This window comes from Sphingomonas sp. ID1715, from assembly GCF_013044515.1.
GTDB lineage: Bacteria > Pseudomonadota > Alphaproteobacteria > Sphingomonadales > Sphingomonadaceae > Sphingomonas_B.
Window position 1 is genome coordinate 472251 of record NZ_JABEPR010000001.1, and the last position, 20400, is coordinate 492650.

Sequence of the window (20400 nt, forward strand, 5' to 3'; positions counted from 1 at the left end):
GGCCCCTTTCCACCGGAGAGGGGCCTCAGCCACTCAGATCGTCGGCGATATCCGCCACTCCTCGATGCTGGGCTCGACATCCGGAGCGCGGGTTTCCGCACGGCTGCTGGCGATGGTCAGCGTCGTATAGGCCGGGACGTCCTTCGTGACCCAGACATTCCCGCCAAGGACCGCGCCCCGCCCCACCGTCACACGGCCGAGGACGGTCGCGCCGGCATAGATCACGACATCGTCTTCGATGATTGGGTGCCGCGCCGGATCGACCTGCACCGCCCCATGAGCGTCGGTACTCAAGCTTTTCGCGCCGAGCGTGACAGCTTGGTAGAGGCGCACATTGTTGCCGATGATCGCCGTCTCGCCGATGACTACGCCGGTGCCGTGGTCGATGAAGAAGCGTCGCCCGATGGTGGCGCCCGGATGAATGTCGATGCCGGTGCGCGAATGGGCGATCTCGGCAATGATGCGGGCGACGAGCGGTGCGCCCAAGCGGAACAACTCATGCGCGATGCGGTGATGCACGACCGCAATCAGGCAGGGGTAGCAGAGCAGCACCTCGTCCACGCTGCGCGCCGCCGGATCGCCATCATAGGCGGCTTCGACGTCGCTATCCAGGGTTTCGCGAATGGCCGGCAGCCGCTCGGCAAAGCGGCGCACGATGTCGTCGACCGCGCAATCATCGTCGATCGTCCACGCCGGGCCGCGGCTGTAGCGCACTTCCAGCCGGATCTGCGCCGCGAGTTGAGAGAGGGCCGTTTCCAGCGTCGCTTCGATGAACCTGTCCTCGCTTGCCTGGGTGATCTCCGGCGGCCCCAGGCGCAGCGGAAACAGGGCGGCGGCGAGCTGGCCGACGATGCGGTCGAGCGAACGGCGGGCCGGGAAGCCGTGGCGGCCATATTCCGCATTGCGCTCGTGCCGGACACGCCACTTTTGGCGCGCCGCGCGCAGCCCGGCAATCGCCGCCGATGTGCTCCAGGGTTCGTGGACCCGCTCGTCGCCAGTCTCTTCAGCCATGCCGCTGTCTAGAACGTGGCGCCCGACAGGCACCACCAGCCAAATCTTCCAGGCGGACAGTCTAGCCTTTCGCGTGTCGAACGGTGAGAGCAGCAATCTCTTGGTTGCAGCACTAAGTCTGGTGACCCCTACGGGACTCGAACCCGTGTTTTCGCCGTGAGAGGGCGACGTCCTAGACCGCTAGACGAAGGGGCCGTGCGCGGGCGAAGCGGCGACCTATGGTCGGGTAACGCCTGAGTCAAGCGATTGCATCCGTGGCAAGCTTAGTTAGTGCCCAACCCCGATGGATCCGCCCGCACGGCGCTTGGGCGCGATCCAGACGGAAAGCGCGGCGAGCAAAAACACCGCGCCTGCGACGAGGAAGATGTGGATGACGCCGATGGTTGCGGTCTGCACCTCGACCAGGCGGTCGATTGCTGCCCGCGACTGTTCGACGCTCGCGCCCCGAGCCTGCAACGTCCCCATCGCGCCGCTCACATCGTTGAGCGCCGGCACGATCTGACCGCGAGCATCAGCATTGGCGTCATCCCACAGAGTCGTGGCGAGCGCCGTGCCGATCGCGCCGCAAAGCGTGCGGCAAAAGCTCATCAGGCCGGCGGCCACCACGACCTTTTGCGGCGGCACCGAACTGAGTGCCAACGCCGTGAGGCCGATGAAGAAGAAGGGCATGCCGATGCCCTGCAGGATGTGCGGCAGCGCAAGCGTCCAATATCCGACATCCGTCGACCATCTCATGCGCAGGAACGACATCAGGAACAGCCACAGGATGCCGCCGCTGACGGTGATCCGCAGGTCGACCTTGTCGGTCATACGCGCGGCGAGCGGCGACACGAGAACCGCGAACAGCCCGATCCAGGCCACCACGAACCCCGCGTTAGTGGCGGTGTAGCCGAGCACTTGCTGCAGCCAAAGCGGCGTGAGCACCACCTGGGCGAAGAAGGCGCCGAAGCCCAGCGACACGGCGATCACCCCGGCGATGAAGCCGCGATAGCGGAACACGCTGATGTCCACGATCGGGTTCGCCTCCGTCGCCTCCCAGATCAGGAACACCGCAAAGCCGATCGCTGCGATCAAGGCGAGCCCGATGATCCAGGTCGAATGGAACCAGTCATTGTCGCGTCCGGTATCCAGCATGATCTGCAGCGCGCCGACGAATACGATCAGCAGCACCAGGCCGATCACGTCGATTCGGACCCGCTGGATCATCGTTTCGAAGGGCGTAACGAGCTGCGAAACGCCGAATGCGCAGACGGCCACGACCGGCAGGTTGATGAAGAAAATCCACGGCCAAGACCAGTTATCGCTGAGCACGCCGCCTAGAATAGGTCCGAGGATCGGCGCCGCGGTCGTCGTCATGGCCCAGATGCCCAAGGCGGCGCTCTGCCTTTCCTTGGGGAAGATGCGCATGAGCAGCGTCTGGGAAAGCGGCATCAGCGGCCCGCCCGACAGGCCCTGCATCACCCGAAAGAAGACAAGCATGTAGAGCGAGTTCGCCATGCCGCACAGGAAGGAGAACAGCCCGAACCCCATCAGCGAAATGAGGAACCAGCGGACGCTGCCGAAGCGCGCTGCCAGCCAGCCGGTCAGCGGCACGCTGATCGCATCCGCCACGGCATAGCTGGTGATCGTCCAGGTGCCCTGGCTCGGCGAAACCGCGAGGGCGCCGGCAATATGGGGCACCGAAACGTTCGCGATCGTGGTATCGAGCACCACGACGAAGTTGGCGAGGGCCAGCGTGAACGCAGCGGCGGCGAGGCGCCAGCCTCTGAGGCAAGCTTCTCCCTCGGGGCAGTCGGGATCGGCGGCGCTCGTCATCAGCGCCCCCGCGTATCCACCGTCGCCGACATGGAGAGACCGACACGGAGCGGATGCTCGCGCACCTGGGTCGGATCGAGCGCGATGCGGACCGGCAGGCGCTGCACGACCTTGATCCAGTTGCCGGTCGCATTCTGCGCCGGGATCAGCGCGAACGCCGCCCCGGTGCCCCCGGCGAAGCCCACCACACGGCCGCGATATTCCACATCGTCGCCGTAGAAATCGGAATGGAGCGTCACCGGCTGGCCAGGCCGCACCTTTGCCAGCTGGTCTTCCTTGAAGTTCGCATCCACATATGCGGCACCGACCGGCACCAGCACCATGATCGGCGTGCCCGCCGCGACGCGCTGGCCGACCTGCACCTGCCGCTGCGTCACGACGCCGTCGATCGGCGCGCGGATGACGGTGCGTTCCAGGTTGAGCCGAGCCTGGGCGAGCCGCGCCCGGGCCGCGACCACATCGGGTGCGGTATTGATGGTGGTGCCCTGGACCAGCGCCGCGCTCGCCTCGACTTCGCCGGCAGCGGCCGCCTGGGTCGCTTCGGCGCTCCGCACGCCAGCGCGTGCGGACGACAGCGCGGCTTGCGCCGCTTCGAACGCCGTGCGTGCCTGAGTCAGCTCCTCACCGGACACCGCTCCGGCGCCGATCAGCGCCTCGCGACGCCGCAATTCGACGCGGGCGCGAGCGGCGTTGGCCTCGGCTTCCTCCAGCCGCGCCCGCGCCTGCGCGATCTCAGAGCCGCGCGCTGCCTCCCTGCCCTGCGCAGCGCCGACCGTCGCCCGGGCCTGACGGTAACGCTGTTCGGCCTGGGCGAGGGCGCTTTCCGCCTGCGCGACATCGATCCGCGCATCGGCGGGATCGAGCACGACCAGTATGTCGCCCTTTTTCACGGCCTGGGTATTCGCCACCCGCACCTCGGCAACCGGGGCGCTGATCAGCGGAGTGACCTGCGCCGTGTCGGCGCCCACATAGGCGTTGTCGGTCGAGACGCGACCCGCCTGCGTGAGGAAGAACCACACCGCCCAGATCAGGGTCGCGAGCGCGATCACGCCGGCCAGGATGAGCAGCCAGCGGCGCCTGCGCCCCTTCATATCGGGCGCGGGCGCAACCGCCGCTTCGGTGAAGGGTTCGGGCTGATCGGCCATTAGCGCAGTCCTGCGAGTTCAGATTGATACCGAAAGCCACCACCCAGCGCGCGGACCAGCGCGACATCGAGGGCGAAGCGGCGCGCCTCCAATTCGGCCACGGCGCGGCGAAAGCCAAGGACGGTGTCGTCTGCCTGGAGCGCCGTGAGCTGGTTGGCCAGCCCCCCCTGATAGCGGATGCGAGCGATCCGCGCGGCCGCCTCTGCCGCCGCCAAGGCCGAGCGCTGTTCGACAAGCCGGACGTCCAGCGCCTTCAGGCTGGCAGTCGCATCCGCCACCTCGCGGAGCGCCGCCACCAGGGTGCCGTTATAGCGTGCCACCGCCTCGTCATATTGTGCTCGCGCCCCGCGATAGCCGCCCTCGCGACGGCCGCCATCGAACAAGGGCAGGCTGAGTGCAGGTCCGGCACTGCCGAAGCTGGACCCGCTTTCGAACAGATTACCGAGACCGATCGCCTGCAGGCCGACCAGCGCGGAAAGGTTGATGTTCGGGTAAAAGGCGGCGCGCGCGACCTTGATCCGGCTGGCGGCGGCTTCGCTGCGTAAGCGGGCGGCGACCAGGTCGGGCCGGCGTCCCAACAGATCCAGGTCCAGTCGCTGCGGCAACGCCGTTCCCGGCACGCTGATGGCGGGACGCGCGATGGTCGCACCGCGATCCGGGCCCTTGCCGACCAGCGCCGCCAGGCGATTGCGGGTCAAGGCGATTGCCTCGTCGAGCGCGGCCAATTCCGCCCGCGCCGCCGGCACCCGCGACTCCGCCTGGAGCTGCTCGCCGCGTGTGTCGAGGCCGTTGGCCACCCGCCGCGCCGTGAGCTCCGCCGTGTCGCCGCGCACGCGCACCGCCTCGGCGGCGACATCGCGCGACGCATAGAGCCCGGCAAGGTCGGCATAGGCCGAAGCGATGGCAGTGGACAGCAGCAATGCGGACTGTTCGGCATCGACACGCGCCGCCTCGGCTTCGGAGGTTGCAGCGGCCAGGGCAGCGCGATTGCGGCCCCAGAGATCGAGATCGAAGGAGAGAGTGCCCGCAACCCGTCCGATGTCCTGAATGCCCTGCGGCACGAACTGGCGGGGCGGCCCGTTATTGTAGCTCTGCTTGGCGGCGGCCACGCTGGCGTCCAGCTCGAGCGAGGGCACGAGCGCAGCGCCCGCCTGCTGCGCCGCCGCTTCGGCGGCGCGCAGGCGGGCGGCGGCAATGGCCACATCGGGCGACCCTGTCAGCGCCTCTTCGACCAAAGCATTCAGCTGCGGGTCGCCATAGCCACGCCACCAGGCCGAGATCGGCCAGGCAGCCGCGCTTCCGCGTAGCGACTTGGCTCCGAGTTGCCCGGCGCTCTGCAACAGCGGCTTCGGCCCAAGTTCCGGCACGCCGGCGCAAGCGGAAAGACCTAGGACAACGCCGCCCGCAAATAGATGTTTGAAGCTCCGCAAATCAGCCACCATACTGACCGGTACGATTCGCTTTGACCCTCGCTCTAGCGGCTGTCAACATCAATGATACCGACCAGTACAAACGAGCAGAAATCCGGGACGTCCGACCGCCGTCGCGAGCGGTTCGTCGAAGTCGCCCGCCACGCCTTCTTCGCGCATGGATATGGCGCCACATCGATGTCGTCCATCGCAGCACAGGTTGGCGGCTCGAAAACGACGCTTTGGACCTATTTTCCGTCGAAGCAGGATCTGTTCGCCGCCGTACTTGACGACCTGGTAGAGCGCTATGGCCGGGCGCTGGAAGTGAGCTTCGACATCGAAGCCGATGTCGCAAGCGAGTTACGCCGCTTCGGGCAGGCACTGCTCCAGACGCTTCACTCGCAACCGATCGTAGACATGCATCGGCTGGTCATCGGCGAGGCGGGCCGTTTTCCCGAGCTTGGCGAGATGATGTATGAGCGCGGAGCCGCGCGCGGCAAGCGCAACCTCCGCGCCTTCGTTGGCGAGGCTATGACGCGCGGAAAGCTGCGCGCGGGCGATCCGGCGGTCGCTGCGCAGCAGCTGGTCGGAGCGATTCAGCTCGGCTCGCCGCAGATGCACTTGCTCGGATTGGCCGGCGCACCGACTGCAGCCGAGAGCGAGGTGGAGATCGAAACCGCCGTCGCAGCGTTCATGCGGGCATGGGGCATCTGAACCTGTACTTTTCGGCCACCGTTTCGCACCAGGGTCATCTCATCGTGTCCGGCCCTTCCGTGCATGGCCCCATCGAGACGCGCGAGTATCCGCTCGGCGATCGGCAGCATGGGGCCTGGCTCGATGCCTTCCGCGGAATCGCGGAGACCTTCGGCACTCGCCTGCCCCGCAACCGCGAACACCCCCAGCCCACCGGACACTGCGCCGCCATCGAGCCATTGCTGACGCGCAATATCGGCACGGGCATTCGCGACGGCTATGGCGATCCCGCGGTCCTGCACACCGAGCACGGCTATTTCCTCGTCGCCACCTCCAACGACGCGCCGGATTCCTTTCCGATCCTGCATTCGTACGACCTGAACGACTGGAAGCATCTCGGCTTCGTCTTCCCCGCGGGTGTGGCACCGCCCTGGGCGATCACGGGCGAGGGCATCGCCGATTTCTGGGCGCCCGAACTGCACCAGGTCGGCGACGAGTATCTGCTCTGCTTCACCGCGCGCAACGCGGCGCGCGAACTCTGCATCGGTCTCGCCCGCGCGGCTCACCCGGCCGGTCCATTCACCGCCGATCCCGAGCCCTTGCTCACCGGTGGGGTCATCGACCCACATTTGCTGGTGTGTGAAAACCGAACCCTGCTGTTCTGGAAGGAGGACAGCAATGCCGTCTGGCCGCGCCGCCTCGCTGGCCTGCTCGAAGCGGAGCCCGGTCTGGCCGAGCGCGTGTTCGACGATGATGCGGATCGGCGCACCGCTCACCTCTGCGCCGCGCTCTGGGGCTGGGCGCGGAGGGCGTCGCCGATGGAGCAATTCTTCGCGTTGCAGCCGATGATCGAAGCCGCCGTCGCCCACTATGACGATGTTCGCCTTCGCGCGCAGGATTATCCGGAGGTGGCCGAGGCCATGCGGACGCGCGTCTTCGCGCAGCAACTGGCAGCGGACGGGCGTTCCCTTGTCGGCGAGCGGACAGTCGTCCTGGTCAACGATCTCGCCTGGGAAGGCCATCTGATCGAGGGCAATTGGGTGACGCGCCAGCACGGGCGGCATTATCTCTTCTACTCAGGCAACGACTTCTCGACGCCCGATTACGGTATCGGCGTCGCCCTCGCCGACGAGCCGACCGGGCCGTATCGAAAGATGCCCGAGCCACTGCTGCGGACGAACGTGTCATGGTGGGGTCCGGGGCATCCTTCGGTCGCTTCCGGGCCTGACGGCGTGCCTCGCCTCTTCTTCCACGCCTTTCCGCCCGGCACCGGCGGCTACAAGCAGTTCCGTGCGCTGCTCAGCGCCCGCCTCGCCTTCCATCCTGACCGGGTCGATCTGCTCACGCCCGATCAGTAGGCCGGCTCGAGCAGGCCGGCGATCGTGTGGTGCTGCACGATCGGCTCGAGCCGCTCGACGACGCGATACGTCAGATGTTCGCGCACCCGAGGCGGCAGAGCGTGGAGATAGCCGCTAGTCACCTGCAGGTCATGGTGCTGGGCGTTGGTGGCGTCGGTTGCGTCGACGCCGACGACCAGCACGGGCCGCGGTTCGTTCGAGCGGTTGGCGGTGCCGCGATGGACGGTCAGCGCCGAACGCACCGACATGTCGCCCCGTTGCGGCAGCTTCTGCTCAGCGCGCTCGACATAGCGCGGCCACAGCTCGCGCGGCGGGAACATGCCCTTGGCGCAGCCTTCGAACTGGTCCCATTGAGTGCCGGGCGCAATCTCGAACGGGCCATGCTCCGGCCGGGTGTCGACGGCCGTCAAGTTGAACGCCAGCGAGTTCAGGCGACGACCCCTGGCCGTCGCCTCCGGCACTGCGAAGTCGCGGTGCCAAGGCTGGTCGGCCGCACCCGGAAAGGGGATGTCGAAGCCGACTTCGACTATCCTATAGTCGGGCCCGAGCACCGCTTCGCACACCGCCACGAACCACGGATGGGTGACGATGTCGACGAAGCCGCTGACCCGCTCCGGATGGACCTCGACGTACCATCTTTGCGGACCGCGCGGCAATGCCCCGCCGGGCACGTCCTTGACCTCTTCCCAGATCGTCCAGATGTCCGCCGCCATCCGGTCTGCCCATTCCGGCGGAAAGGCGCCCTTCAGGCCGGTGATCCCCGGCCCGTAGAGCGCCCCCATGATCTGCGCGACGTCGTACCGGTCGTCCATGTGGCAAAAACCGTCGAGCCGACCGGCGGCTCCCTCAGTTCGGCATGCGGTGCAACGCACACAACTTATTGCCGTCGGGATCGCGCAGATAGGCAAGGTAAAGCTTGCCGAAGCCACCTTCCCGCACGCCGGGGGGATCCTCGCAGCTGGTGCCGCCCGCCTCGCAACCCGCCTTGTGCCAGGCGTCCGCCTGCGCCGGGTTCTCCATCGCAAAGCCGACGGTGCCGCCATTCGCATGGGTGGCCGGTTCGCCGTTGATCGGGCTCGTCACCATGAAGATGCCGCCATTGTGCATGTAGATCAGGCGGCCCTTGTCGTCGTGGATGGCGGGCTTGCCGCCCACTGCGGTGAACAGCGCATCGTAAAATTTCTTCGATCGGTTCGTGTCGTTGGACCCAACCACCATGTGACTGAACATCGTTGCTCCTCCTCCCAAGTCTATTCAGCCGCCTCGCGGACGGGCTGCGCCAGTGCTGCGACGCGTGAGCGATAAACCCACACGCGCGCGGGTGGCAGATTACGCCACACCTGCTCAGCCAGAGCGACCTCAAGCTCGTGCGATCGGGGCAGTGGCGGACGGACGCCATAGGAATATTGGACGAACGGCGCTCCGGGAGGAATCAGCCGCAGCAACGTCAGCACCAGCTCGATGCGGTCGTGCGCCGGAAAGTTGAGCAGCGGCAGGCTCGAGATGATGCCGTTGAAGGGTCCCAGTTGGTCCAGCCGTTCGGCATCTGTCGCATCGCCTTCGATCACTTCCAGTCGTGGAAAGCGGGATCGCAGCATACGGGCGAAGGTCGGATCGGCTTCGATCGCGAGGACGCGCTCAGCGCCGAGCCCGCGCCGGACCAGTGCCTTGGTGATGGCGCCGGTGCCGGGGCCCAGTTCGAGCACGCGGCCGGGTGCAGAGAAATCGATCTGCGCCGCCATTGCCTCGGCAAGCGCGGGGCTGGCAGGGCTGATAGCGCCGATCGCCCGCGGATTGCGGGCCATGCGCTCGACGAAGCTCAGCCAATCCTTCAACGGTCCGGGCACGGGCGTGCCATGGCCGTTCCGCCGACGGAGCGCAACGGGCTAAGTCGGTGTTCTAATGGGCATGAACGAACCAAGCTGCTGGCTTTGCGCGCGCCCGCTCGGGCGGCGGATCGAATATCATCACCCCCGCCCGAAGAGCCGCGGCGGCCGCGAGACCGTTCCGGTCCACCCGATCTGCCACCGCACCATCCATGCCCGCTTCTCGAATCTGTCTCTCGCTAGGTCGCCCCACGCAGAGACGATGCGGAAGGACGCCGAGATTGCACGCTTCCTGGTGTGGATCGCCAGCAAGCCACCGGATTTCAGCGCACCGACCCGGCGGCGCAAAGACAGAGTCTGAGCTGGAGACTGGCTGGGGCGGCAGGATTCGAACCTGCGAATGCCGGTACCAAAAACCGGTGCCTTACCACTTGGCGACGCCCCAACAGGCGGGCGCCTCTATAGCGCCCGCCGGTTCGCTGAAAACCCTCTAATCGCTAGACGATGCGTTCCATCCAGCCGTGCGGATCGGGGGCGCGGCCGAACTGGATGTCGGTGAGCTGCTGACGCAGGCCCTCGGTCACCTGCCCCGGCCCGCCGCTGCCGACGGTGAAGTCGAGATCGTCCGATTTTACCCGGCCGATCGGCGTGACCACGGCGGCGGTTCCGCAGGCAAAGGCCTCGGTCAACCGCCCGCTGGCGGCATCCGCCTGCCACTGATCCAGCGAGTAGGGCTCCTCCTCGACTTTCAGGCCCTGGTCGCGCGCCAGGCGGATGAGAGAGTCGCGCGTAATGCCGGCCAGGATCGTTCCGCCGAGCGGCGGCGTGCGCAGCCGACCGTCTTCGAATACGAAGAACACGTTCATGCCGCCCAGTTCCTCGATCCAGCGGCGCTCCACCGCGTCGAGGAATACGACCTGATCGCAGCCCTGACGCTGCGCCTCGGCAAGGGCAATCAGGCTGGCCGCATAATTGCCGCCGCATTTCGCCGCGCCCGTCCCCCCTGGCGCGGCGCGTGTGTAGTTGCGCGACGCCCATAGGGTCACTGCCTTAACTCCGCCCTTCCAGTAGGAGCCGACCGAAGAAGCGATGACCGCATAGATATATTCGGACGAAGGTTTGACCCCCAGGAACACCTCGCTCGCGATCACGAACGGCCGCAGATAGAGCGCGCCGTCGGGAATGCTCGGAACCCAATCCCGGTCGGTGCGGACCAGCGCGCGCAGGGACTCGCGAAAAATCTCCTCCGGTAGCTCCGGCATCGCCATACGGCGCGCGGACTCCCGAAGGCGCCGCGCATTCGCGTCCGGCCGGAACAAGGCGATGCCGCCGTCCGGTAGACGATAGGCCTTCAGCCCCTCGAATATCTCCTGCGCGTAATGCAGCACGGCGGAGGCAGGATCGGTCGAGATGGGCCCGCGCGCCACGATGCGGGCGTCATGCCAGCCCTGACCCTCGGCATAGCGAACGACCGCCATGTGATCGGTGAAGACCCGGCCAAAGCCCGGATCGGCCAGCAAGGCATCGCGTTCGCCGGTCGCCAGCGGCGCCGCGTTGGGCTCGAAATCGAAGGTCAGGCTCATCATCCCCTCTCGCTTGCCGTCGCCTAGGGCCAATGGCAAGGCGAAGGCAATGGCGTCCTTTCCATCCGCCCTGTTCCTCCGCGAACCCGAAGTGCGCCGCGGGCTGGAGCTGATGTTCGCGGGACAAGCGGAGCTGGCGCGGGCGGTCGAGCCGATCCTGGCGGGCGCCAAGCTTGGCCGGGCCCATCAACGTGCGCTCTACTTCATCGGCCGCCACGCGGACTCGACTGTCGGCGCCCTGCTCACCCGGCTCGGCGTGACCAAACAGTCCTTCAACCGCACATTGAACGAGCTGGTCGAACGAGGATTGGTCGAGGTTCGGGTGGGCCGCGACGATCGCCGCCAGCGGCTGCTGCGCCTGACGGACAGCGGGCGTGCGCTGGAAGCCGAGCTGTTCGAGGCGATGCGGGCGCGGCTGGCCTCTGCCTATGCGCAGGCGGGGCAGCAGGCGGTCGGCGGGTTCTGGGCGGTGCTTGAAGGTCTCGCCTAGCGAGTCTGCTCCGCCAGTTCGCGCGCGCGCCGCTCTGCGGCCTGCATGGTTCTCGTTATCAGGCGGACGAGTGCACCCTCCTCATCAAGTACGTCGAGCCCCTTGCGCGTCATGCCCCCGACACTCGCGACGCGCTCGGCGAGCTGGTCGGGGCTCTCGCCCGAGCCACGCGCCAGACCGGCCGCTCCGTCCGCGGTGCCCAGCGCCAAGCGGAGCGCCTGAGCCGGTTCAACCCCCAGCGCGGCGCCAGCGGCCGCCATGGCCGATATGAAACGGAAGACGAACGCCGGCCCGCTCGCCGTCAACGCGCTCGCAGCATCGAAAATGTGTTCGTCGTTCAGCCATTCCGACGACCCGAGCGGTGCCAACAAATTTTCGAGCGCTTCGTGTCTTTCTCCGGCCTGCCCGTGCAGCAGGACGACACCCCGCCCCAATGCCACCGGCGTATTCGGCATCGCCCGAACGATCGCTCCTGCGGTAGGGAAACGCTGCCACAAGGCGCCCAACGACGTGCCCGCCAGGATCGAGACGAGCAGCGTTTCCGGCCCGACAGCTTTCGCCACGTCGGGAGCGACTTCGTCGAGCTTCTGCGGCTTAACGCCGAGCAAGAGCAGGCGTGGCGCCGCCTCGCCCTCGGGCAAGCGGTCGAGCGTGCGGACTTCAGGCGCCGGCTCCACGCCGCTCGGCCGAATGACCGTGACCTGGGACGGCGGCAGCCCGGCGCCGAGCCAGCGGCGCAGCATGGCACCCGCCATGTTGCCGCAGCCGATCAGCCAGATCGGACCATCATCGAGCCAGCGCATCGTGCCGCCTAGCCACGCGCGCCGAGGGACGGCAAGCCGCACCGCAAAAAATCACTGCGGCGCTCCTCAAGAAGTCGAGCCGAGTGCCGTATTGATGAGCATGAGCACGTCTTTCACCTCCGCCAGCGCCATTCCGATCGACGCCACACCGGGGGTGAACCGACGCTCCGCCCATAACGACGATGCCCGGCAGCGCGGCGGCCGCCTGTCGCAGGCCGTGCGCAGTTGGTTCGGCAAGGAAGAGGAGCAGGAAGCGCCCTCGCTGTTCCAGCAGATCGGCCTGTTCCTCGACTCACACCAGCTCGAGCCCTCGCCCGCGCACTATGAACTGGCCCACGGCTATCTCACCCGGTCCGACCGCAAGCTGATCGAGGCCGTCGACCGCGCGATCGCCCGGCTCGGCCGCCTGACGCCCGACGCAGCCGAACTGATCCTGGGCGAAGTGCGCACCGACATGTCGGCCGAAATGCTCGCGGGCCTGATCGACAAGGCCCAGTCCGGGCTGACTCACATTGCCGGCCTCGCGCGCCAGTCGGGCGCGGATGCCAAGGCCTATGGTCAGGCACTGGAGACCAAGGTCGCCGATCTGCTTGAGGGATCGCGCGACGAGACGATCGCGGCCCTGGTCGAGCTGACCGGCTCGATGATCGAGAAGACCCGCGCTGCCGAACAGCAGCTGCGCGACGCCGGCAAGCAGATGAACCAGCTGCGCGGCAGCCTCGCCGAGGCGCGGCGCCTCGCGGAAAGCGACCAGCTGACCGGCCTCGCGAACCGCCGCGCGTTCGAGAACCGCTTCCGTCGCGCTGTCATGCAGGCGCGCGAGACGGGCAAGCCGCTCGCGCTCGCCTTTTGCGACATCGACCACTTCAAGCAGATCAACGACACGCACGGCCATGATGTTGGCGACCGCATCCTGAAGTTCGTCGCCCAGCGGCTCGCCTCCGCATCCGGCAACAACTGCTTCGTCGCACGCCACGGCGGCGAAGAGTTCGTCATGCTCTTCGAAGGCATGACCGCCGAAGAGGCGGGCCGCGTCGTCGACAATGTCCGCGCCGACTTGGAAGAGCGGCGCCTTGTGGCCAAGCAGTCGGGCGAGCCGATCGGTCGAGTCAGCTTTTCCGCAGGCGTCGCATCGCTGATGGAGGCGGACACCGGCCGAGCGATGCTCCGCGCCGCCGACCAGGCGCTCTACCGGGCCAAGAACGAAGGCCGCAACCGCGTCGAAGTCGCGGGCTAGGGTCCGTACTCAATCACCAGATCGAGCGTGATCGCCCGGAGCTGCGCGCTGGCGAGGAGCGCAGCGCAGTCGCGTAGCTGATGCTACGCGCAAGCAAGCGACGATGAGGCCGGCCGCCATGTCCCCCAGACATGGCTGAAACTGTCCGGGGGACAGTTTCACCTGCTCATCAGCGCGCCGCTCCGGACGACCCCTTCGGGGCGGGGCGCCTTTTGGCCTGTGGAGGGCGTCGCTCGATCGGTCACGATGTGCAACATCGCTCCCTCCTCGCTCCTACCCACAGGCCAAAACTCGCCCAGTCACGCCGACCTGGCGATTGAGTACGGACCCTAGAGCTCAGGCTTCGCCTTGGGTCTCGATCAGCGCGGCGGCAATGGCCTCGCGCGGCGACTTGCCGCCCCACAGCACGAACTGGAACACCGGGTAGTAGCGTTCGCATTCGTCGATCGCCGACTCGATGATGCTTTCGGTCTGCGGCAGCGACAGGCTCGGCTCCTCGCCTTCCAGCAAGGCCGCGTGCCGGAACAGCAGGATGCCACTGGTCGACCAGAGCTCGAAATGGCCGAGCCAGAGTTGCTCGTTGACGAGGCCGATCGTCTCGTAGAGCGCAGCGCGCTTGTCTTCCGGTACCTTGATGTCGGGTAGCGCCAGAAACTGGAGCACCCGGTCTTCGTCGCGCCAGACGCCGCGCAGCTCATATTCGGTCCAGCTGCCCTTTACCGTCGCGATGATTTCGTCATCGGCAGACCGGTCATAGGACCAGCCGTGCGCGGCATAATAGCTCTCGAGCATCTCGATCGGGGCGGCGGTTTCGCCTTCAGCTTCTTCGAAATCTTCTAGCGTCATCATGGCCGGTCCCCGGTAGCAGCCCCATGCCGGCCATGATCGCAGCGTGCGAACAAGCCAGCAAGCGCGCCCCTGTGGGCGAGTTCATAAAGCTGTGGATAGGCTTGGAACAAGTTGTTCAAATAACAGGCGGCGCTTGCGTCCCATTCTGAGCCGCTTCTAGCGCCGCGATGCGGACGCGCAGCGCATCGGCTTCGTCGCGCGCGGCAGCCGCCATCGCCTTCACCGCTTCGAATTCCTCGCGGCTGACAAAGTCCATGCCGCCGATCCATTCCTTCATCCGCTCGCGCATCGAGGATTCGGCTTCGCGGCCCATGCCCGCCACCGTGCCGGCGACGCCATTCAGCATCTTGGCGAAATCATCGAAGAAACGGTTCTCGGTCTGCATGGTCGCTCCTGATCAGCGTCCTATGTGGGTGCTGGCGAAGCCGGGCACAAGCTGCTCCGCATCCGGGTTCAAGCGCCGGATGTCGTTGTTGAGCGCGGCGGCGAAGCACAGCCAGGCGAGATAGGGCACCATCAGCCACGCCGCGAGCGGCCGGACGCGACCGAACACAAGGGTGGTGGCGAGCGCGGCCACGAAGATCGCGGCGATCAGCCACAAGGCGGCGGTCACCTGGTGCAGCCCGAAGAACAGCGGCGACCAGGCCAGGTTCAGCGCCAGCTGCGCGACAAACAGGGCAACGGCAAGTCCCCGCAGCCGATTGCCGCGCGCATTCAGGATCATGGCCAAGGCGAGGCCCTGCAGGACGTAGAGGACGGCCCAGGCCGCGCCGAAGGCCCAGCCGGGCGGCATCGCTTCCGGCTTCGCCAGCATCGCGAACCATGGGTTGTCGTTGCCCGAGCCGGCGAGTCTTCCGGACAAGAAGCCCAGCCCGACGACCACCGGCACCGTTATCAACGCCCGCCGCAGAAAGGCGCCTCTCAACTGTTCACGCGACGCGATCTGGCTCACAGAATCTCCACCCCTGTCGCGCGGCTCCCTAGCGTCGCCACACAGAGAGTCGAGTCAGATGTCGGCGGAAAGCGTCAGGCTGAAGCGGCGCGGCAGGTTGTAGACGAAGAAGCCGCTGCCGCCCACGCCATAGCCATAATTGTTGAAGATGTTGCTGACCTGAGCGCGGACCAGGGCGCTGCTCTTGCCGACGTTGAACCGGTAGCGCCCGCCGACCGCGAGCACCGCGCGGGGCGGCACGACCAGGGTGTTCTGGATGTTTGCGACCCGGTCGTCCGTTTCCTCGAACACCGCGTCGATCGAGAACGGGCTCTTTGGAAAGCGATAGTCGACGCTGCCGATCGTACGGCGCTTGATCGAGCCGACCGGCTTGCTGCCGATCGCGCCGCTATCGACCAGTTCGCCGCTCACATCCGCGTCGAGGAACAGCGTGCCCGCGACCATGTTGAGGCCGGGCAGGATCTGCCCTGCCACTGAAACCTCGACGCCCCGATGGCGCAGCTGGCCGAGATTGCCGAACCGGCCGGTCATGCTGTTGAAGGCGTAATAGGGCTTGGTGATCTCGAACACGCCGACTAGCGCGCTAAGGCCGGGCTGGACGGTCCAGCGGACACCGGCGTCCTTCTGCTCGGTCAGGATTGCCGGCGGCGCTTCGTTGCGGTTGACCGCCCGCTCCGGCGCGACCGGGCTTTCCTCCAGCCCCTTGGAATAGCTGGCATAGACCGCGACCGTGTCGGTCAGGTTGAGCGCGACGTTGGCCGTCGGCAGCCAGGGCGAGGACTTGCTCGTCACATCCTCTCGGTCGGGGAAGTCCACCGACTTGGAATAGTCCGTCTTCTGCAAACCGATGCCGAGCTCGCCGACTTTTGCCCAGCGCATCTGGTACCCCAGCCCAAACGTCTTCTGGCTGACCTGATCGCGCGTCTTCGCGCCGATGGTGAACGCGGGCAACGGCTTGAAGTCCGGCACGCCATATTGGGTCGGACCGAGGAAGAGTTCGGCCGTGCCGCCATAGCGACGCCGCTGCTCCCGCACCCGCGCGGTCGCGATCAGCGTGTGCCGGCGATCGCCTTCGTCCAGGCTGCGCGACACCCGGAACTCGCCCGAATTGGCCGCAAACTTGTTGTCCTTGTCGGCAAGCACCAGTCGTTCGCCGCTGCCGTCCGGCTTCAAGTCGACAATCAGGTCGATGAAGTTCTGATCGTCGTGGTTGAGCGAGCGGAAGCCGCCCAGGGCAAGGTCGAAGCCGCCCAGCTTCGCCTTGGCGATCGCGCCCATGTTCCAGCTGGTGCCCTCATAAGTGGCCCAGGGCTGGCCGGCAAAGACGCGTCGCTTGACGCGTGAGGGGCGATAGTCGCCGGCGGTGAATGCCAGCGTCTGTGCCTCCTGCGAGCTGGTCTGGATCGAGCTCCAGAAGCCGAGCACTTCGATATCCTCGGAGGGCCGCCACACCGGCGTAACCGCCATCGACAGATATTTGGGTGTGCCGCCGAAATGCTGCGGCTCGTCGAAATAGCCGACCGCCGCCGCGACGCCGAGGCGCTGCCCGTCGATCGGCAGTTGCAGGTCCAGTTGCCCGACCTTGGCATCGAACGGGCCGACGCGCCCGACCAGGCTGACCAGCGGCTTGGCACCCGGCTTGCGCAGCGAATAGTCGGCGATGCCGGTCGGCGCCGGAAACGGATAGCCTTGTGCGGCGATACCGACGCGCATGGTGGACCCGTCGACCAGCCGGTCCGTGGGGTTAGCCTGCTGGAAGAAATACAGCCCCTCGATGCGCGTATTCCCCGCCTCCACGGCGGAAAAGCCGCGCACGTTATTAGGATCGTAGATGCCGATGCGCTCATCACCGACACTCTTGCCGAAAGCGTCGGTGGATTGGGTGGTGGCATTGTCGTCCGTCCGCTGGGCGTAAGCCGTGGCCGGGGCGATCAGGGCGGCAAGGGCCGCGCTCGACAGGAGGTGACGCATCCGCGCGGTATCCGCCGGCGCGAGCGGATCAGCGCCTCCCTTTCGACCAGTTACAACTGTTTTCGACGGACGGCGGCGATCAGAAACTCGATATTGCCCTCCGGCCCAGTGATCGGGCTCTGCACGACGCCCTGAACGGACCAGCCGGCGCCTTCCAGCCAGGCGCGCACCTCCTCGCACACACGTGCGTGCACGGAGCGGTCGCGCACCACCCCACCCTTCCCGACTTCGTCGCGGCCGGCTTCGAACTGCGGCTTGATCAGCGCCATCAGCCGGGCGCCGGGGGCCGCGAAACGGAGCGGCACGTCCAGCACCTTGGCAAGCGAGATGAAGCTCGCATCGCAGACGATCAGGTCGACGGGCTCCGGGACGTGCTCCGCCGTTAGCAGCCGCGCGCTGAGTTGCTCGAGCACGACGACCCGCGCGTCCTGTCGCAGCTTCCAGGCCAGCTGATTGGTGCCGCTGTCGACCGCATAGACGCGCGCGGCGCCGCGGGTCAGCAGCACGTCGGTGAAGCCGCCGGTCGACGAGCCCACGTCGATGGCGATCGCGCCGCTCACGTCCCAGCCGAAATGATCCAGACCATGCGCAAGCTTGACGCCGCCGCGCGACACCCAAGGATGATCGCGCCCGCGCACTTCGATCGGGGCACCGTCGGGAACGGATTGTCCGGGTTTGTCGATCCGCCGCTCGCCGGAAAAGACGAGACCGGCGAGGATCAGCGCCTGGGCGCGGGTGCGGCTTTCGGCCAGGGCACGGTCGACGAGAAGCTGGTCGGCGCGCTGCTTGGCCATGCGCGCCGCTTAGCGGGGGTAAGAGCCCCCGCCAACACTCAGTTCAGGCGCAGAGCTCGCGCGCCTTGCGGGCGAAGTTCTCGGCCAGCGCCTGGCGGCGCATTGCGGCCTCGGGCGTGACCGCCTGGCGGGCGGCAGCAGCCTCGAATGCAGCGCGACGCATGTAATAACGACCGTTCGATTCCACAGCGACCTTCTCCCCGGCGCTCGAAAAGCGATCCCCATCGCTCCCAAGCCTATGCTGCCCCGCAATCGTAAAATGATGGTTAAAGCGGCCGCCTCGATTCACGAATAGCAGCAGCAATCATTTCATCGGGATTCCAGCACGTTTCGGTCCAGCTATGGAACGCCTCCTCAATAAAGAAGGAATGGCACGCGCTCTTCGGCCCAGGCGGCTTCATCGGATCGGGTGAGGATATCGAGATCCCCCGGCGCCGCTGCGGGGTCGTCGACCCATTCTCGGAGCGCCGGACCGCCATTGATGACGTCGATCGCCAGCTTGTCGAACTCGTATTCGTAAGGGAAATCGCGCCACAGCGGATAGTGGGGCTGCAGCCGCCGGATCGCCTTGAACGCGAGCGCCTGCAGCCGCCAGGGCTTGAACGCCTGGTGATCGTAGAAGCGGCCCTCGGCGTGGATGTGGAGGCCGCTGCACAGCGTTCTCACATGCTTGTGAAAGGTCGGTTCGAACCAGATCTCGCGCAGCGCACACCCCGCCAGCCAGTCGGGAGCGAGCCGTCGCATTTCCGCAGCCACGGCCTTGGCGTCGATGTCGGGCGCACCGAACAGCTCCAGCGGCCGCGTCGTGCCTCGCCCTTCCGAAAGTGTCGTGCCCTCCAGCATGACCGTTCCGGCATAGGCACGCGCCATGTTGAGATTGGCGGCGTTGGGGCTCGGATTGACCCAGACGCGGTCGGTCGGCCAGCCGAAGCCGGGCGCCGCGTCTGGCGCATAGCCCTCCATCTCGATCACGCGATAGGCGACATCGAGCTTGTAGTGGTCGATGAACCAGCGGCCGAGTTCGCCCAAGGTCAGGCCGTGGCGCATCGGCATCGGACCCGCGCCGACAAAACTCTCCCAGCCCGGACGCAGCGTCAGCCCCTCGACCGGTCGGCCCGCGGGATTGGGACGGTCGAGCACCCAGACTTCCTTGCCATGCTCCGCCGCCGCTTGCAGCACGTAAAGGAGCGTCGTCACATAGGTGTAGATGCGGCAGCCGAGGTCCTGCAGGTCGACCAGCATCACGTCGAACGTATGCATCGACTGGCCCGTCGGACGCCGCACCTCGCCGTAGAGGCTGAATACCGGAATGCCATAGGTCGGGTCGGTGAAGTCCGGCGACTCCATCATATTGTCCTGCAGGTCGCCGCGCACGCCATGCTGCGGCCCGAACATCGCCGATACATTCAACCCCGATGCCACCAGGGCATCCAGCGAATGGGTCAGGTCTTCCGTCACGGACGCGGGGTGCGCGAGGAGCGCGACGCGCTTGCCCTCCAGCGGCTTGCGCAGATCAGGGTCGGCGAGCAGCCGATCGATGCCGAACTTCATGCCTCGCCTGCTGACGGGAGTTCGAGCGCAAAGCAATCGGGATGATGGAAATCCGGTCTCTCCCCTGGCGGATGACGCAGCGCCCAGTAGGATTTGGTACCGTCCAGTTCCTCGATCACGGCGGAGAGGCCGATGTCGGTTGCTTCGGCCGGCAGGTCGAGTTCAGCGGTGAGCTGCAACCGATGTGCGCTCCGCTCCACCCGAATCCCCGGCGGCTCGACTGCGAGCTGGGACATGTTCTCGCGATACCCGCTGAATGCGTAGGCCGCCCACTCCGTCGAGAGGGAGAGGTTATATTCGATGTAGCCAGTCCAGGTTCGTGCAAAGAGCTCGAAGCAAGTGTGCTGCCATAGATTGTCGCGGCGGGCCGCGGGTGAGCGGGTAGGAACCAGCAACAGGTCGACGGCCCCACTCAGCGTGAATCCTACGCGAGCTTTGTTCTTACCGAGAGCAAGGCGTGCTTCGATGCTGAAGGGTTGGCTGGGCAGCAACGCACTGTGCGGATGCAGGAAGGCTGTTCCCAAATCGGTTTGGGCTGAGCTTGTCGAAGCCCTCCCTTCCTCTTGCCTAAGAGATCGGCCGAGCGCCGAGATCAACGCCCAGTCACCGCGTATCAACGCAAGCTTCTTGGCCCTTCCCCACCCCTTGATCTGGCGTTCGGCTTCCAGAGCTTCGTCTCGCGTGCCGAACTCCTGACTCCAAACGAGGTGCAAGGGGTGGCGCGAAGCCGTGTAGCCTTTGAACGTCCGATGCTGATGCTCTGCCCAACGCTGGTCCAGATTGTTCGTGTGACCGACGTAGAGCGTGCGATCGCCACATTGGATCATGTAAGTCCAGAAGCTCATCGCTGCCTGTAAAGAAGAAAGGGAGGGCTTCGACAAGCTCAGCCCAAACCGGTGGTGAAAACGGACAA

Annotated in this window: 21 protein-coding genes and 2 tRNA genes; 5 read left to right on the plus strand and 18 right to left on the minus strand. The window is 66.4% G+C overall.

Going from position 1 to position 20400, the window contains the following annotated elements; translation table 11 throughout:
• Positions 1–33: 33 nt before the first annotated feature.
• The 5 genes from epsC to HJG53_RS02335 form a co-directional block, all read right to left on the minus strand.
• The gene (gene epsC / locus HJG53_RS02315) at positions 34–1011 is read right to left on the minus strand and encodes a serine O-acetyltransferase EpsC (RefSeq protein ID WP_171127566.1); all 978 of its coding nucleotides are present in this window, start codon (positions 1009–1011) and stop codon (positions 34–36) included.
• Between the two features lie 119 nt (positions 1012–1130).
• Positions 1131–1206: transfer RNA gene (locus tag HJG53_RS02320), tRNA-Glu, on the minus strand.
• Positions 1207–1278: 72 nt separating this feature from the next.
• Positions 1279–2826, minus strand: a complete 1548-nt coding sequence (locus HJG53_RS02325; protein ID WP_171127567.1) for a DHA2 family efflux MFS transporter permease subunit — start codon at positions 2824–2826, stop codon at positions 1279–1281.
• The gene (locus HJG53_RS02330) at positions 2826–3971 is read right to left on the minus strand and encodes an HlyD family efflux transporter periplasmic adaptor subunit (RefSeq protein ID WP_171127568.1); all 1146 of its coding nucleotides are present in this window, start codon (positions 3969–3971) and stop codon (positions 2826–2828) included. Before HJG53_RS02330 ends, HJG53_RS02325 begins: the two co-directional genes overlap by 1 nt.
• The gene (locus HJG53_RS02335) at positions 3971–5413 is read right to left on the minus strand and encodes an efflux transporter outer membrane subunit (RefSeq protein ID WP_171127569.1); all 1443 of its coding nucleotides are present in this window, start codon (positions 5411–5413) and stop codon (positions 3971–3973) included. Before HJG53_RS02335 ends, HJG53_RS02330 begins: the two co-directional genes overlap by 1 nt.
• A 51-nt stretch (positions 5414–5464) precedes the next feature.
• Between HJG53_RS02335 and HJG53_RS02340 the strand changes: the two genes are divergently transcribed.
• Both HJG53_RS02340 and HJG53_RS02345 read left to right on the plus strand, forming a co-directional pair.
• Positions 5465–6094 carry a TetR/AcrR family transcriptional regulator gene (locus tag HJG53_RS02340; protein WP_171127570.1) on the plus strand — a complete coding sequence of 210 codons (630 nt, stop codon included), beginning with the start codon at positions 5465–5467 and terminating at the stop codon, positions 6092–6094.
• The gene (locus HJG53_RS02345; RefSeq protein ID WP_171127571.1) at positions 6082–7431 is read left to right on the plus strand and encodes a family 43 glycosylhydrolase; all 1350 of its coding nucleotides are present in this window, start codon (positions 6082–6084) and stop codon (positions 7429–7431) included. The genes HJG53_RS02340 and HJG53_RS02345 overlap by 13 nt, the downstream gene beginning before the upstream one ends.
• Here the strand turns inward: HJG53_RS02345 and HJG53_RS02350 are convergent.
• From HJG53_RS02350 to HJG53_RS02360, 3 genes are read right to left on the minus strand one after another with little or no spacing between them, the layout of a single operon-like run.
• Complete coding sequence (locus HJG53_RS02350; RefSeq protein ID WP_171127572.1) at positions 7425–8243, minus strand: phytanoyl-CoA dioxygenase family protein; 819 nt, start codon at positions 8241–8243, stop codon at positions 7425–7427. The two genes, HJG53_RS02345 and HJG53_RS02350, sit on opposite strands and share 7 nt — an antisense overlap.
• Before the next feature lie 34 nt (positions 8244–8277).
• Positions 8278–8661 (minus strand): VOC family protein, encoded by a 384-nt coding sequence (locus HJG53_RS02355; RefSeq protein ID WP_171127573.1) that lies wholly within the window; start codon positions 8659–8661, stop codon positions 8278–8280.
• Positions 8662–8681: 20 nt separating this feature from the next.
• Positions 8682–9278 (minus strand): methyltransferase domain-containing protein, encoded by a 597-nt coding sequence (locus tag HJG53_RS02360; protein ID WP_171127574.1) that lies wholly within the window; start codon positions 9276–9278, stop codon positions 8682–8684.
• A 55-nt stretch (positions 9279–9333) separates the two neighbouring features.
• Here HJG53_RS02360 and HJG53_RS18300 point away from each other — a divergent pair, with 55 nt between their 5' ends.
• Positions 9334–9618, plus strand: a complete 285-nt coding sequence (locus HJG53_RS18300; RefSeq protein WP_217352561.1) for an HNH endonuclease — start codon at positions 9334–9336, stop codon at positions 9616–9618.
• A 9-nt stretch (positions 9619–9627) separates the two neighbouring features.
• Here HJG53_RS18300 and HJG53_RS02365 read toward each other — a convergent pair.
• Positions 9628–9702, minus strand: a tRNA-Gln gene (locus HJG53_RS02365).
• A 52-nt stretch (positions 9703–9754) separates the two neighbouring features.
• Positions 9755–10840 carry a branched-chain amino acid aminotransferase gene (locus HJG53_RS02370; RefSeq protein ID WP_217352562.1) on the minus strand — a complete coding sequence of 362 codons (1086 nt, stop codon included), beginning with the start codon at positions 10838–10840 and terminating at the stop codon, positions 9755–9757.
• A 49-nt stretch (positions 10841–10889) separates the two neighbouring features.
• On the opposite strand from HJG53_RS02370, the gene HJG53_RS02375 reads away from it, so the two are divergent.
• Positions 10890–11330 (plus strand): helix-turn-helix domain-containing protein, encoded by a 441-nt coding sequence (locus HJG53_RS02375; protein ID WP_171127576.1) that lies wholly within the window; start codon positions 10890–10892, stop codon positions 11328–11330.
• Here HJG53_RS02375 and HJG53_RS02380 read toward each other — a convergent pair.
• The gene (locus tag HJG53_RS02380; protein WP_171127577.1) at positions 11327–12133 is read right to left on the minus strand and encodes a pyrroline-5-carboxylate reductase; all 807 of its coding nucleotides are present in this window, start codon (positions 12131–12133) and stop codon (positions 11327–11329) included. The genes HJG53_RS02375 and HJG53_RS02380 overlap by 4 nt on opposite strands.
• 100 nt (positions 12134–12233) lie before the next feature.
• Here HJG53_RS02380 and HJG53_RS02385 point away from each other — a divergent pair, with 100 nt between their 5' ends.
• Complete coding sequence (locus tag HJG53_RS02385) at positions 12234–13370, plus strand: GGDEF domain-containing protein (protein ID WP_171127578.1); 1137 nt, start codon at positions 12234–12236, stop codon at positions 13368–13370.
• Between the two features lie 336 nt (positions 13371–13706).
• On the opposite strand, the gene HJG53_RS02390 is transcribed toward HJG53_RS02385, so the two are convergent.
• The 7 genes from HJG53_RS02390 to HJG53_RS18505 form a co-directional block, all read right to left on the minus strand.
• A complete protein-coding gene (locus tag HJG53_RS02390) occupies positions 13707–14219 on the minus strand; it encodes a YbjN domain-containing protein (protein WP_171127579.1) in 513 nt (170 codons plus the stop codon).
• Positions 14220–14334: 115 nt separating this feature from the next.
• Complete coding sequence (locus HJG53_RS02395; protein WP_171127580.1) at positions 14335–14604, minus strand: accessory factor UbiK family protein; 270 nt, start codon at positions 14602–14604, stop codon at positions 14335–14337.
• 12 nt (positions 14605–14616) lie between these two features.
• Positions 14617–15171: a TspO/MBR family protein gene (locus HJG53_RS02400; protein ID WP_171127581.1), complete on the minus strand. Its 555-nt coding sequence runs from the start codon at positions 15169–15171 to the stop codon at positions 14617–14619.
• Positions 15172–15225: 54 nt separating this feature from the next.
• On the minus strand, positions 15226–17142 hold the full coding sequence (locus HJG53_RS02405; RefSeq protein WP_171127582.1) for a TonB-dependent receptor: 1917 nt from the start codon (positions 17140–17142) through the stop codon (positions 15226–15228).
• A 50-nt stretch (positions 17143–17192) separates the two neighbouring features.
• Positions 17193–17936, minus strand: a complete 744-nt coding sequence (locus tag HJG53_RS02410; RefSeq protein WP_171127583.1) for a TlyA family RNA methyltransferase — start codon at positions 17934–17936, stop codon at positions 17193–17195.
• A 354-nt stretch (positions 17937–18290) separates the two neighbouring features.
• Positions 18291–19487, minus strand: a complete 1197-nt coding sequence (locus tag HJG53_RS02415; RefSeq protein ID WP_171127584.1) for an exo-beta-N-acetylmuramidase NamZ domain-containing protein — start codon at positions 19485–19487, stop codon at positions 18291–18293.
• Positions 19484–20332, minus strand: coding sequence for a GIY-YIG nuclease family protein (locus HJG53_RS18505; RefSeq protein ID WP_254447476.1), 849 nt, complete (start codon positions 20330–20332; stop codon positions 19484–19486). The genes HJG53_RS02415 and HJG53_RS18505 overlap by 4 nt, the downstream gene beginning before the upstream one ends.
• Between the last annotated feature and the right edge of the window lie 68 nt (positions 20333–20400).

What these genes read in the sequence shown, in the direction of transcription:
- HJG53_RS02330 (WP_171127568.1), bottom strand. Translation starts at nt 3,971, where the DNA reads ATGGCCGATCAGCCCGAACCCTTCACCGAAGCGGCGGTTGCGCCCGCG.
- HJG53_RS02340 (WP_171127570.1), top strand. Translation starts at nt 5,465, where the DNA reads ATGATACCGACCAGTACAAACGAGCAGAAATCCGGGACGTCCGACCGC.
- HJG53_RS02415 (WP_171127584.1), bottom strand. Translation starts at nt 19,487, where the DNA reads ATGAAGTTCGGCATCGATCGGCTGCTCGCCGACCCTGATCTGCGCAAG.
- HJG53_RS02325 (WP_171127567.1), bottom strand. Translation starts at nt 2,826, where the DNA reads ATGACGAGCGCCGCCGATCCCGACTGCCCCGAGGGAGAAGCTTGCCTC.
- HJG53_RS02335 (WP_171127569.1), bottom strand. Translation starts at nt 5,413, where the DNA reads ATGGTGGCTGATTTGCGGAGCTTCAAACATCTATTTGCGGGCGGCGTT.
- HJG53_RS02380 (WP_171127577.1), bottom strand. Translation starts at nt 12,133, where the DNA reads ATGCGCTGGCTCGATGATGGTCCGATCTGGCTGATCGGCTGCGGCAAC.
- HJG53_RS18300 (WP_217352561.1), top strand. Translation starts at nt 9,334, where the DNA reads ATGGGCATGAACGAACCAAGCTGCTGGCTTTGCGCGCGCCCGCTCGGG.
- HJG53_RS18505 (WP_254447476.1), bottom strand. Translation starts at nt 20,332, where the DNA reads ATGAGCTTCTGGACTTACATGATCCAATGTGGCGATCGCACGCTCTAC.
- HJG53_RS02395 (WP_171127580.1), bottom strand. Translation starts at nt 14,604, where the DNA reads ATGCAGACCGAGAACCGTTTCTTCGATGATTTCGCCAAGATGCTGAAT.
- HJG53_RS02370 (WP_217352562.1), bottom strand. Translation starts at nt 10,840, where the DNA reads ATGAGCCTGACCTTCGATTTCGAGCCCAACGCGGCGCCGCTGGCGACC.
- HJG53_RS02410 (WP_171127583.1), bottom strand. Translation starts at nt 17,936, where the DNA reads ATGGCCAAGCAGCGCGCCGACCAGCTTCTCGTCGACCGTGCCCTGGCC.
- HJG53_RS02405 (WP_171127582.1), bottom strand. Translation starts at nt 17,142, where the DNA reads ATGCGTCACCTCCTGTCGAGCGCGGCCCTTGCCGCCCTGATCGCCCCG.
- HJG53_RS02350 (WP_171127572.1), bottom strand. Translation starts at nt 8,243, where the DNA reads ATGGACGACCGGTACGACGTCGCGCAGATCATGGGGGCGCTCTACGGG.
- HJG53_RS02385 (WP_171127578.1), top strand. Translation starts at nt 12,234, where the DNA reads ATGAGCACGTCTTTCACCTCCGCCAGCGCCATTCCGATCGACGCCACA.
- HJG53_RS02390 (WP_171127579.1), bottom strand. Translation starts at nt 14,219, where the DNA reads ATGATGACGCTAGAAGATTTCGAAGAAGCTGAAGGCGAAACCGCCGCC.
- epsC (WP_171127566.1), bottom strand. Translation starts at nt 1,011, where the DNA reads ATGGCTGAAGAGACTGGCGACGAGCGGGTCCACGAACCCTGGAGCACA.
- HJG53_RS02345 (WP_171127571.1), top strand. Translation starts at nt 6,082, where the DNA reads ATGGGGCATCTGAACCTGTACTTTTCGGCCACCGTTTCGCACCAGGGT.
- HJG53_RS02375 (WP_171127576.1), top strand. Translation starts at nt 10,890, where the DNA reads ATGGCGTCCTTTCCATCCGCCCTGTTCCTCCGCGAACCCGAAGTGCGC.
- HJG53_RS02355 (WP_171127573.1), bottom strand. Translation starts at nt 8,661, where the DNA reads ATGTTCAGTCACATGGTGGTTGGGTCCAACGACACGAACCGATCGAAG.